This is a genomic window from Tumebacillus permanentifrigoris (genome assembly GCF_003148565.1).
GTDB lineage: Bacteria > Bacillota > Bacilli > Tumebacillales > Tumebacillaceae > Tumebacillus > Tumebacillus permanentifrigoris.
In genome coordinates, this window is sequence record NZ_QGGL01000001.1 from 395,895 (window position 1) to 407,794 (window position 11,900).

The 11,900-nt window shown below is 49.7% G+C and carries 10 protein-coding genes; 1 reads left to right on the forward strand and 9 read right to left on the reverse strand.

What is annotated here, in order from left to right:
* Positions 1–81: 81 nt before the first annotated feature.
* The 4 genes from C7459_RS01750 to C7459_RS01765 all read right to left on the reverse strand — a co-directional run bounded on the left by C7459_RS01750 (position 82) and on the right by C7459_RS01765 (position 4,698).
* Positions 82–1,257: a hypothetical protein gene (locus C7459_RS01750; protein WP_109685637.1), complete on the reverse strand. Its 1,176-nt coding sequence runs from the start codon at positions 1,255–1,257 to the stop codon at positions 82–84.
* 154 nt (positions 1,258–1,411) lie between these two features.
* Positions 1,412–2,410, reverse strand: a complete 999-nt coding sequence (locus C7459_RS01755) for a glycosyltransferase (protein ID WP_109685639.1) — start codon at positions 2,408–2,410, stop codon at positions 1,412–1,414.
* A gap of 133 nt (positions 2,411–2,543) precedes the next feature.
* A complete protein-coding gene (locus C7459_RS01760; protein WP_109685641.1) occupies positions 2,544–3,629 on the reverse strand; it encodes a DNA sulfur modification protein DndB in 1,086 nt (361 codons plus the stop codon).
* A 1-nt stretch (position 3,630) separates the two neighbouring features.
* Entirely contained in the window at positions 3,631–4,698 is a 1,068-nt protein-coding gene (locus C7459_RS01765; RefSeq protein WP_109685643.1) for a DNA sulfur modification protein DndB, read from the reverse strand.
* 262 nt (positions 4,699–4,960) lie between these two features.
* Between C7459_RS01765 and C7459_RS22915 the strand changes: the two genes are divergently transcribed.
* Positions 4,961–5,617: a hypothetical protein gene (locus C7459_RS22915; RefSeq protein WP_146200922.1), complete on the forward strand. Its 657-nt coding sequence runs from the start codon at positions 4,961–4,963 to the stop codon at positions 5,615–5,617.
* Positions 5,618–6,522: 905 nt separating this feature from the next.
* On the opposite strand, the gene C7459_RS01775 is transcribed toward C7459_RS22915, so the two are convergent.
* From C7459_RS01775 to C7459_RS01795, 5 genes are all read right to left on the reverse strand, one after another.
* The gene (locus C7459_RS01775) at positions 6,523–6,888 is read right to left on the reverse strand and encodes an ArsR/SmtB family transcription factor (RefSeq protein WP_109685647.1); all 366 of its coding nucleotides are present in this window, start codon (positions 6,886–6,888) and stop codon (positions 6,523–6,525) included.
* A complete protein-coding gene (locus C7459_RS01780; RefSeq protein WP_425450704.1) occupies positions 6,889–7,314 on the reverse strand; it encodes an SRPBCC family protein in 426 nt (141 codons plus the stop codon).
* A gap of 157 nt (positions 7,315–7,471) precedes the next feature.
* Positions 7,472–9,334, reverse strand: coding sequence for an ABC transporter ATP-binding protein (locus C7459_RS01785; protein ID WP_109685649.1), 1,863 nt, complete (start codon positions 9,332–9,334; stop codon positions 7,472–7,474).
* The gene (locus C7459_RS01790) at positions 9,327–11,051 is read right to left on the reverse strand and encodes an ABC transporter ATP-binding protein (RefSeq protein WP_109685651.1); all 1,725 of its coding nucleotides are present in this window, start codon (positions 11,049–11,051) and stop codon (positions 9,327–9,329) included. The genes C7459_RS01785 and C7459_RS01790 overlap by 8 nt, the downstream gene beginning before the upstream one ends.
* A gap of 214 nt (positions 11,052–11,265) precedes the next feature.
* Positions 11,266–11,889 carry a hypothetical protein gene (locus C7459_RS01795; RefSeq protein ID WP_146200923.1) on the reverse strand — a complete coding sequence of 208 codons (624 nt, stop codon included), beginning with the start codon at positions 11,887–11,889 and terminating at the stop codon, positions 11,266–11,268.
* Between the last annotated feature and the right edge of the window lie 11 nt (positions 11,890–11,900).

Genomic DNA, 11,900 nt, shown 5'->3' on the forward strand with positions numbered 1-11,900 from the left:
GCTGCCTGTCTTTTTTATGTGTAGGTAGGGGGGCTGGTAGATCGGACGGTGATGCTAGGCTGGTGCTTGGCTTACCAGTTTCTATTGCTGGGTTGTCGGTTGTTGGGCCGGTTGTTGGGTTTGATCTTGTGCTTGGCCTTGCTTCTGGCCGCGCGGGCCACGGTCGCCCTTCGCCGGTTTGCCAGCGAGCATGTGCTCGACCATATCAGCGATGTGGGTCTTCATCTCATCATATTGCGCTTGCGTGATCTTTTGATCCTTCAGGTCTTGGTCCAGTTGCTTGGTTTGTTTGTCCACGAGGAAGCTGGTCAGTTGTTCCTTGGTCACGCTGTGAGCCGTTGCGATCTCGAGCAGGGACTTGCCCGCTTGCAGTTGCGTTTTCAGCTCGTCTTGGGTCACTTTCAAGAAGTCTGCGGTCGCTTGATCGAACTCACCGAATCCGTGACCTCCACGCCCACCGCGCTCGCCGCCCGGAGCACCCGGACCGCCGCCGAAGCCGCCCTTGCCATCCACTTGATCGGTCACATGCTGAACACTGTTGGCTTTGCACGCCGCCGCTTGTTCGGCGGTCATTTTGCCATCCGTCACTTCTTGGTCGAAGTGTGCCGCTTCTAGCTTCACGAGCAGGTCGATGACTTGTTGCTTGTCAACGCTTTGCGCGGCTGCGATGTCAGCCAGCGACTTGCCTGCTTTCAGTTGCGTGGTCAGTTCGTCAGCAGTGAGTTTCAGGAGGCTGGTGAGTTCGGTATTCTGCGCGACATCGAACCCGTGACCCCCACCGTGGAAGCCTTTGTCTCCACCCGGACCGCCGCCGAAGCCGCCCTTGCCATCGACCCGGTCGGTTGCGCGCTGCGTGCTGTTCGCCTTCATCTCCGTTGCTTTGTCGGCGGTCAGCTTGCCGTCCTTCACATCTTGGTCGATTCGAGCTGCGTCTTGCTTGACGAGCAGGTCGATCACTTGTTGCTTGTCGACGCCTTGTGCTGTTGCGATGTCAGCCAGCGACTTGCCTGCTTTCAGTTGCGTGGTCAGTTCGTCAGCGGTGAGTTTCAGGAGCGCCTGGAGCTCGGTGTTTTGTTGTACCATCTCTTTTTGTTGCGGGCCGCCGTGGCCTTTGCCCTTGCCTTGTTGGTTTTGTTGAGTGCCTTGCGTAGTGGTCGTTGCCGACTTGTCGGTCGTCGCTGCCATTGCGAAGGTTGCCGAACCTCCGAGTGCTACTACCGTTGCCAACGCGACTGCATATTTCGTGTACTTTTTCATGTACCGTCATCCTCTCGTTTAGGGGGTGGTTGTTCTTTACAACTTCATTATGCAAGATCTCTCTTTGAATTCGATTTGAATAAATTGGCGGAGTTGTGTCTTGATGGTTACGGGATGAAAAAAAAGACCTCTGCCCAAGCGGGCGAGGTCTCTTTTACCGCAACCAGTCTTCATAAAAAGCCCGGTAGCCTTGTTTCATCACATGGCTGGAAAACATCTCAAATGCATAGTCGCGGTTCTCTGCCGAAACACGGTGCGGGGAGGCGACGGCCATGTTGACCAATTCAAACCAATTCCGCTCGTTGCCGGAGAAGGAGTGTCTGGAGGAGATGTGGTCATAACAGGGATGCTCCGGCTTCACGACAATCTTGCCCATCGCCAAGGCTTCGGTGAGTGGCATGCCGTAGGTGTCGAACTTCGAACAGCTCCAATAGACCTTAGCCGAGTTCATCAGGGCAAAAATCTCATCCTGCGTCAACGCGAATTTCAACTGCACATTGTGCGGGATGTCGTACTTCTTCATGCTCTCCTCATAGCGCTTCCCGCCGAAGACCATAAAGACTTCCTTGTCCGGATTCTGCCGCGCATACTCCAACACGAGATCAGGACGGCGGTTCTCCTCATCTCGCCCGATCCACAGCACGCGGTTCTCGACGACACGAGCAGGATCGAAGTGCCGCTCTGCGAGTCCTTCATTGAAACCGATCGGGATCACGCGAACATCGGTGACGCCAAAGTTGCGGTTGAGTTCGCGCTTGAGGAACTCGGTTTGGACGACGGCTTTGTCGACCATTTGATAGAACGGTTTCATCATCTCATACCCGGTCAGTGCAGGGTCGGGGAAGCTATGTGGGAACAGCACGCTGTTTTTGAGGAACATTTTGAGATACGTGAAACCAGAAACTGTATAGATGACATGGTCGATATTTTCCTTATAGATCTGGTCGAGGACGATGTCATAGTTGACGAGATCGCCTTTTTCATGCTCATAGCCGGGTAGCCAATCATACCCGCTGACATGGCGTTCTGGCGAGATGAACACGATCTCCACACCTAACTCACGGGAGATTTGTTGCAATCGATCGGCAAAGACTCGGGGACCCTGAGCCTCTGTGAATTGGATCTTTCTCATGACCAAGCCGACTTTTGTCATAGGTAGGCACCTCAGATGGATTTGTCTCATGGTAGCGCAATCCAAATGATTCTAGCACATTAGGGAGTTCGAACTCAAACTCAATGTATGTAATTACCAAACTATCTTTCCATTGAATAAACCGCATAAAGCACTAGTATTGTCTATTTTGTGTTCTGAGACTAGCTTTTGATTCAATGTATTCAAGAAGACCTCGAATGTGGGGATAAGGAAATTCCTTATGTTCCCTTCCGTTTAACGCATTACTTACAACCATCCAACGCTCCCAGTCTGGATTTTCAATACACCAGTCCACCGACTGCAAAGATAAGACTTCTCGTTCCCAATTACGTTTCCATCCAACCTGCCCATCTTCTAAAACAATTATTTTTTTGAACAAGAATTGGGCAATTGCAGATTGGATGGCTTCGTGCCCTAAAACGTAGTGATTCACATCACCTGGGGTTTCTGGGAGAATGCGAAAGAAAACATCAAACAACTGAACTAAAAAGCTAAGTACCTTATCATGCTTACACTCCAAATACTTCTCTTCTTTCTTTTGCAACGTTCGTTTATTAAATAGTAGGTAGGTCACGATCTGTTTTAATCTGGTTACATGGCAAAAGTATGTATTGTTAGGGCGCAACACTAATTTTTTGTTCATTTCAATACCTGCTTTTTGTAAAGCAGGTGACCCGTTGTACAGATGGCGTACTAGGACATTGATTGGGTCTCTAGAATCATACTGTGTGATCAATGATGCATGTACTCGTTTCGCATGAGAGTTTATGTCAGAGAACAATGTTTTTTCTTCATCAATGGTAAGCCCTATGTAAATCTGAACCGTCAAATGATTTTGCAAAAACTCTTCTCTAAGTTTTTCATCCTGTTCCCCTGAATAATACTTCACCATGGCATGAATGCGATGTTGACCGTCCAATACAGTCAATTTGTCGTCTATCCCTAAGTGCAATTGGGAATGTTCATTTTGAAAATTACTTCGGAAATCTCCACGATAAGAAAAGACCAATGCCGGGAAATATATCCCTATTGAATCTTTCCACCCTTCGATATATTTCACCAAACTTGGAATCCGTGTTTTAGAGAGTTCACGGTTCACCTGATCATCCAATTCATAAACTTCAAAAACTTCTTTCACACTCATATTCGCAGTCATCATCCCCTTTTTATCTGAGTTATTGATCGAGTCTACAAAACCCTGTATGTTCGTATTAGACATGCTAACTTAGCCTTCTCTCATTAAATTTTTGTACTAGGTATTCTGAAAGTAGTTTGTGTACGCGGGCAGTTGAGCCTAATGTATAACGTTTGGTTTGCTTGTTATATTTTGCAGCAACATTTAGAAATTCCTGATTATGGTATGTCCAATCGACTTGATGTACGACATCCCTAAACAGATGATCAACTTTAATACTTTGGTTTTCTTCCCTAACTTCATAAACGAACTTAGCAATTGCAACGATTGTTTTCGCTTGCCAAACAATATACTTCTCACGATCACTTGCGTCTTTAGGAGAATACCTAAAAAAAGAACTCAAAAATGCCTCAGTCCTGCTTTTATATCTGTTGTAATTCCCTTTCTTTATCCCTTTACGCTTATCCACAAAACCTTCGTTGAGCATCTGGGCCATATCATAAAGAGTTGCAGCCGTCATTAGCTTCTTACGAGTATATTTTGCTCTTGTTTCAAACAAGTTTGATGGGATGGTTGGGTGTGAATCGATGATCTCACGAACCATCGTGCTATATAAATCATTAGATCGATAAAGCACTCCTAAAGTCTTATGAACCCTTAATGAGTTCCGATTAATATCAGTGAACAATTGCCGCTCCTGATCCTGATTTAGATCTCGGTAGATTTGAACTGATAAGGGAAATGACATGAGCCTACCAAGTAGCTCGCCATTATCAGGATTTTCATCAATGCCCTCAAGTAACTGTCTCTTGAGTTCTTCGAAGGCACTTATTCGATGCTGTCCATCCAATAAAAAAAGCTGATCTGACATGTTAATGATATAAGCAGACTGTTCGTCTGAGAATTCACCGACGCATCGTGCAGAAAATAGGATTGGTGAGAAATATATGTCGTTGCCCTCCAGACCGTATTGAATATAACGAGCTATACCAGAAACTCGATCCTTGTCCAATTGTCGCTGTACAGATTTATCTAAACCATAGATTTTCAGGATGTCCTCAACCTTACATTGCAATGAAACTACACGCTTGCCGAATTGCACCCCTTCCGTTGCAGGTATCGATAATCCAATTGGCTTGCTTTGTCCGAACATCTACAATATTCCCCCTAACGGCACTATTTAAAATAATTATAAAGTAATCTTTGCATTTTAGTTATTGGTTAATTAGTTTATTCTACTTAACATATTCTTCGACATGTTATATAAAGGAGGTTTTCCTCAGTTCGTGGTGATAAAAAACACCCACCAAAGTAACTGGTGGGTGCCCGTAGTCTACACTTAAATATAATCACACTAATCCCTTGTAACTTAGTATACAATATTACTTACCATTGCATTCTTAGGGGGGGACATTGTGAACAACAAACAAAAAATTCTATCAGTTCTTACAACCGCGGAGATTTGCGACGACTGCTTATCACACTTATCAGGTGTTCTTCCAAGACAAACAGTCTATATAGTTTGCCGCTCATTGTCTGACTCCTTTGTCATTCTGCGTCAACAAGGGATTTGCACCCACTGCCTAAAATCCAAACTTGTAAGTCGTCACTATGATGATCAGGCCTCCACTTTGGAGGGAGTAGCTTCACCACATTTCATAACGAGTGAAACAGGCGGAACAGCACCTTGGTTCTGGGAAGGCAACGTCCAGGAGAAAGTAGTGAGCTACCTGACCCAGAACGGCTATACGATCCGTCGTGTAACAGACACAGCTTCGCGTGCACCTGGTATTGACATCGTGGCGGTCACACCGACTGGTCAAGAACTTTGGGTAAGCGTGAAGGGCTACCCTGAAAAAAACTCCAACACACAAGCCCGTCATTGGTTTTCTGGAGCTATATTCGACCTCGTGCTCTACCGTGGAGAAAACCCAAAAGTGCATCTAGCTGTTGCTTTCCCCGATGGATTCGTTACATATGGTAACCTATTGCCTAGAGTAGAGTGGTTGAAACAAACAATACCTTTCGAGGTGTACTGGGTCTCTAAAGAAGGTACTGTGCGTAAGGAATAGTCCAATAACTTTCCGTCGTGATAGAGAGTAAAATTAGTATCCCAAACTTCTAGAACAGGTGTTCCTCACCCGATTCTCCTATGATAGAATACAGATAACACAATTGAATAGGCTCCTCAAGGGCGGTCGGCTCATCCCCTCATGAAAGGGGGTGACGCTATGTCGAAACATGAAATTCTCTTGCTCATTCTCCAAGTGGGACTGTTCCTTACAGTTCTTGCTCTGGTCGTGAGAATACTGAACTTCTTGGTAGACATTCAAACCAAAAAGAAATAGATCGCCCCTAGAGTTGACCACTCGGCGATCTATTTCCCCAAATAGAGCCGACACCCTTGAAGGGTATCAGTTGTGCAAACGACCGTAGGTGTAACCAGCACCTGCGGTCATTTTTTAGTGTACGTAGTGCTTGTAGGATTATTCTAGCACAGGAGGGAGTGCAAACTCAATCATGTGTTCGATAACGCCTCGCATGCAACCTGACTCATATCATGATCTCCAACTCAAGAACAGGTGTTCCTCTCTTGATTCTCCTATGATAGAATACAGATAACACAATTGAATAGGCTCCTCAAGGGCGGTCGGCTCATCCCCTCATGAAAGGGGGTGACGCCATGTCGAAACATGAAATTCTCTTGCTCATTCTCCAAGTGGGACTGTTCCTCACAGTTCTTGCTCTGGTTGTGAGAATACTGAACTTCCTGATAGACATTCAAACCAAAAAGAAATAGATCGCCCCTTGAGTTGTGGTAGCTCAGGCGATCTATTTCCACCACAAAATTGAGCCGACACCCTTGAAGGGTGTCAGTTGTGCAAACGACCGTAGGTGTTACCAGCACCTGCGGTCATTTTTTAGTGTACGAAGTGCTTGTAGGATTATTCTAGCACAGAGGACTCCCCGAACTCAACTACTCCTCCACTCGCCTCGGTCCCATCGTACTCGGTCCTGCCGCATCATCAGACTCGACGAGTTGTTTCAGGAGATTCAACTTGTTCTCCCAGAAGCGCTCGTAGGGAGAGAGCCAGTGCTTCAATTCCAGCAGCGGCTCCGCTTGGAGGCTGTACCTCGTCTCCCGCCCGACCTTCTGCTCCCGAACCAGCCCGGCCTCGGACAAGATCCGCAGGTGCTTGGAAACCGCTGTCCGGGTCATCGGAAAATACCCGCTGATCACCGTCACCGGCAGCTCTTTGTCCACGAGCAGTTTCAACAACTCCCGACGTGTCGGATCGGCGATCGCCTGAAAAACATCATGCTTCGGCGCGGAGTCCGCCATTTACGCCTCGACGTACTCGGCAAGTCTCGGCAATACGCCCGTCCGCCAGCCATGATCCATACGTTCGCGAGCCACAGCACTCTCCATCCCATTGTCCATGACGCCCGCAATCCACCCTGCATGGGTCAGCGTGAATTCCGTCTTGCCTTCCACTTCCTTCAATTCAAATGTAACGATCCACGTCTCGCCCCAATTAAATACCAGACGAGTCGGCGGGTCGATTTCACGCACTTTGCAAGGCGAAACTCCATACGGAGATTGCAACGTAAACTCATTGCCCAAAACCGCCTCAAAATTGCTCGTCGGCATAAACCACGTAGCAATGCCCTCCGGCGTGGAGACCGCGTCCCACACTTTTTGAATCGGTGCGTTGAATACCTGCATATGACGAACATCTGGAAGCATTTCTTGGTTGTGTGCAGTCACTGTAAAACCTCCAATTGAATAATAGGACACCGTTTGGTTTCGCATTCATGATACGACACCATTTGGTTGCATGTCAAGCCCTGCAAGTCCACCATCGACCGATCAACACTAGGGTTCCCAAAAAAAGACACAGACTCCTCAGAGTCCGTGTCTTTTTTCACTCGTTCGCGCCCTCCAAGTTCTTGAACTGGTTGACGAACATGCTGTGATACCTGCCCTGCAACTCGATCAAGTCATCATGACTGCCCTGCTCGACGATCTGGCCTTGGTCGACGACCATAATCGTATCCGCGTCACGAATCGTGTTCAGTCGGTGCGCGATGATGAAGCTCGTGCGCCCCTTCATGATCTGCAACAGCGCCTCTTGGATGTGCAACTCCGTCCGCGTATCGATACTGCTCGTCGCTTCATCCAAGATCAGTAGTGCCGGTTTCGCGAGAATCACGCGGGCGATCGCCAACAATTGTCGTTGCCCTTGGCTCAAGTTGCTACCGTTCTCCGACAACAGCGTGTCGTACTGCTTGGGCAAGCGTTTGATAAAAACGTCCGCATTCGCCATCGCGGCAGCCGCCTCTACTTCCGCATCTGTCGCCTCGGGGTTGCCGTACTTGATGTTCTCCTTGATCGTCCCTGAGAACAAATACGTATCCTGCAACACGATCCCAAAACTCCTCCGCAGGCTATCCCGCGTATAATCCCGGATATCGCGCCCATCGAGATAGATCGTGCCGCCGGTCACATCGTAGAACCGCGTAAGCAGGTTCACGATCGTCGTCTTCCCAGCACCCGTCGGGCCGACCAGCGCTGTACTGCTCCCCTGCTCCGATTCGAAGCTGACGTTTTCAAAAATCGACACGTCCGGTCGATAGCCAAACCTGACATCCTCGAACACGACATGGCCTTTGGGTTGAGTCAACTCGATCGCACCCGGTGGGTCGGTCGGCTCCTCCTGCTCATCCAAGATTTCAAAGACGCGCTCCGCCCCCGCCACACCCGACTGCAAGACGTTGAAGATATTCGCGAGGTCGTTGAGCGGGCGCACGAATTGCCGCGAATAGCTCAAAAAACTGGCGATGACCCCGATCGTGACGAGGCTTTTGATCGCCAGCATCGCGCCGACGACGGCCACCACGGTGAACCCGATGTTGTTGATCACGTTCATGATCGGCATCAGGAATCCCGACCAGATCTGGGCCTTCACCCCGATTTCACTGAGCTTGCTGTTCACGAGATCGAACTGTTCGATCACTTTTTCCTCATGGTTGAACGCTTTGACCACGTGCAGACCGGTGATCGTCTCCTCGATGTGCCCGTTGAGTTTGCCGAGTTGAATCTGCTGGTTTTTGAACAACACCGACGTCTTGCGCGCAATCGTGCGCGTCAGCAGGAAAACCAGCGGGATCGTGACCAGACTCGCGAGCGTCAGGATCGGGCTCAGCACGATCATCATCACCAGCGTCCCGAGGATCACGATCACGCCGGACATCAATTGGGTCGTCGATTGCGAGATCGTATTGCTCACGTTGTCGATGTCGTTGGACAGGCGACTCATCAATTCTCCGTGCGTGCGGGTATCAAAAAACGCGACAGGCAGCTTCTGCAATTTTGCAAACAGCGCCCTGCGCAGGTTTTTCACGATCCGCTGGGAGACGCCCGCCATCAGCCAGCCCTGTAAAAACGTCAAAACCGCATCGGTCAGATACGCGACCAGCAGAGCGAATACCGTCAGCTCCAGCAGGCCAAAATCGACCGTTCCGCGGGTCAGCGACATCGCATCAATCGATTTCCCGAGCAGATACGGGGCAGACAGCATCAGCACCGAATCGAGCACGATGAACAGCAAGATCAAGGTCAGGATCTTGCGCTCCTTCCCAAAGTACTGCCAGAGTCGTTGCAGCGTGGCTTTGAAGTTTTTCGGTTTGACGACGGGTCCGCCGCGACCCTGTCCACCAAATCCGGCGCGAGGTCCGGGGCCACTCGACACGAGCGGCGGTGCTGCTTGGTCTTTGGATTTAGACATCCGCTTGCACCTCTTTTCCGACTTGGGATTGGAAGATCTGCTGGTAGACGTCACAGGTCTTCATCAGCTCTTCATGTGTCCCCGTGCCGACGATTTCGCCTTGGTCCAAGACCACGATCTTGTCCGCGTCGATCACGGAGGTGATGCGTTGCGCGATCAAGAGGCAGGTGAGACCTCGGGCGTAGGTTTTCAGCGCTTCCTTGATGCGAGCTTCTGTCGCCACATCCACGGCGCTGGTGCTGTCGTCCAAGATCAAGATCTCCGGATTGCGCACCAAGGCGCGGGCGATCGACACGCGCTGTTTTTGCCCGCCGGAGAGGTTGACGCCCCCCTGTCCGAGTCGCGTGTGGTAGCCATCTGGCGTGTTGGCGATGAAGTCATGCGCCTGCGCCATCTGCGCCGCTCGCTCGATCTCCGCTTGGGTCGCGTTTTCATTGCCCCATTTGATATTTTCCAAAATCGAGCCGGTGAACAGCGTGGTTTTCTGCGGAACGATCGCGATCTTCTCGCGGAGTTTTTTCGGGTCGAGGTGTTGAATGTTCACCCCATCCACTTGGATCGAGCCTGAATTCACGTCGTAGAAGCGTGGAAGCAAGGAGACCATGCTGCTTTTCCCGGAACCCGTCGAGCCGATGATCCCGACGGTCTCGCCAGGGAGACAGGTGAGCGTGATGTTTTTCAGCACGGGTTCACCGTCGTAGGAGAAGCAGACCTGCTCGAAGTCAATTCTCCCCCGCGTGGTGGTTGCCGGGAGCTGGTCGCTCCACGTCATCTGGTTCTCCTCGGCAAATACCTCCCCGATTCGGGCAGCGGAGGCGCGCGCGCGTACAAACATATTGAAGACCATCGAGATCAGCATCAGCGAGAACAGGATCTGCGTCATGTAATTCGTGAAGGCGATGATGTGCCCAACTTGCATGTGACCTTCACTGACGCGCACGCCGCCTACCCATAGCACGACCACGATCCCGATGTTGACCGTCAGCATGATCGCCGGGCTAAAAACCGCCATGACACGCGTGGCGGCAATCGAGGTGCTTTGGAATTCTTCGTTGGCTCCGTTGAATTTGTTCACTTCGTAATCGAAGCGGTTGAAGGCTTTGACCACCCGCACGCCCGACAGATACTCCCGCATCACGCCGTTGACGCGGTCGAGGGCTTTTTGGACTTTTTTGAAAAAAGGGAACCCAACTCGCATGTTGATGACAATCAGCAACGCCACGATGGGGACGACGATGGCGAGCACCACAGCCAGTTGCGAATTTAAGCGGGTCGCCATGATCAGACCGCCGAGACAGAGCAACGGCGCTTTTACAAAGATCCGCATCAGACCGTTGGTGAACACTTGGACTTGGGTCACGTCGTTGGTCAGTCGGGTGATCAGCGACGCCGAGTCGAATTTGTCGAGGTTGCGTGCGGAGAGAGATTGGATTTTCCGAAAGAGATCGGAACGCAAGCCCATCCCAAAGTTTTGGGACACGTTGCTGGCCACCACGTTGCGCACAGAAGCGGAGAGCGCTCCGAACGCGGTGATCAACAGCATCAACCCGCCCATTTTGAACACGTAGTTCAAGTCTTGGTTCGCCACGCCGATATCGATGATCTTGGACATGATCGTCGGCTGCATGAGGTCACAAATCGCTTCAAACGTGAGAAAGAGCACCCCCACGCTGAAGGGCTTGGCATATTTTTTTATATAAGGTTTGAGAAAGTTCATCGTGTACCTCCATTCCGTTCCTAGCCTACCCTTTTCGAGGTCTCCGGTGTCACTTCCTTTCGATTTGGCTGATTTAATTTCGTGTCCCTAAATACGACTCCTGTTTTTCAAATTGATATTGGCGTGATCGGTGTGTTATGGGTACTGTCGTTGCTTCGGGGTGCGCTCTATCTGGATAAAAAAAAGCTCCGGAAGCATGCTCCGGAGCTTTTTGCTATTCCTGATATTTCTTGACTGCTTGATCCTTCAACTTCGTAAAACGTTCAAAATCCTGTGCATCACCGAGAAACTCCACCTCTTGATCAGACAGGGCCGCAGTCAATTGCGTGATGGTTTCACCAGCCTGCTTTTTCGAATGGTTACTCAGATCAAACTTACCTTGATATATCCCAACGATTGCAAAGGCTTGCTCATCGGAAATTTTCCGTAGGAACAACAGATACTCACCTTTTTTATCCATCCACTTATAGCCTTCCGTGTTGACATAGGTGCCTTTGACAATCGCACCTTCTTCATATACGGTCAGCTTTTTTCCTTTTTCAAGGTCGCCCTTGATCACTCGTTCCACATGCACTTGTGTCTTGGACAGCGTGACGCCTGGCAGACCTGCTGGTTTGACTTCGTAATTTTCACGTTCACCTTGATATCGAGCAACTACAACGACACTTGAGGCTTTTTCTACTTCCTCGAGATCCTTATAAAGAGGATAGTTCGCCTCTGAGGAAGCTACTTTTGTCTTCGCCAAGTTCGGGTCTGCGCTTCCTGTGATTGAGAAAACCAGTACTCCAGTTATCGCAATGGTCACACCCAATGCGACTAGTACTTTCTTAATTAGCATATCTCTCTCCT

Bases quoted from the DNA above. Each gene is read 5' to 3' on its own strand.
- C7459_RS01785 (WP_109685649.1), bottom strand. From the start codon at position 9,334: ATGTCTAAATCCAAAGACCAAGCAGCACCGCCGCTCGTGTCGAGTGGC.
- C7459_RS01775 (WP_109685647.1), bottom strand. From the start codon at position 6,888: ATGGCGGACTCCGCGCCGAAGCATGATGTTTTTCAGGCGATCGCCGAT.
- C7459_RS01765 (WP_109685643.1), bottom strand. From the start codon at position 4,698: ATGTTCGGACAAAGCAAGCCAATTGGATTATCGATACCTGCAACGGAA.
- C7459_RS01750 (WP_109685637.1), bottom strand. From the start codon at position 1,257: ATGAAAAAGTACACGAAATATGCAGTCGCGTTGGCAACGGTAGTAGCA.
- C7459_RS01790 (WP_109685651.1), bottom strand. From the start codon at position 11,051: ATGAACTTTCTCAAACCTTATATAAAAAAATATGCCAAGCCCTTCAGC.
- C7459_RS01755 (WP_109685639.1), bottom strand. From the start codon at position 2,410: ATGACAAAAGTCGGCTTGGTCATGAGAAAGATCCAATTCACAGAGGCT.
- C7459_RS01795 (WP_146200923.1), bottom strand. From the start codon at position 11,889: ATGCTAATTAAGAAAGTACTAGTCGCATTGGGTGTGACCATTGCGATA.
- C7459_RS01760 (WP_109685641.1), bottom strand. From the start codon at position 3,629: ATGTCTAATACGAACATACAGGGTTTTGTAGACTCGATCAATAACTCA.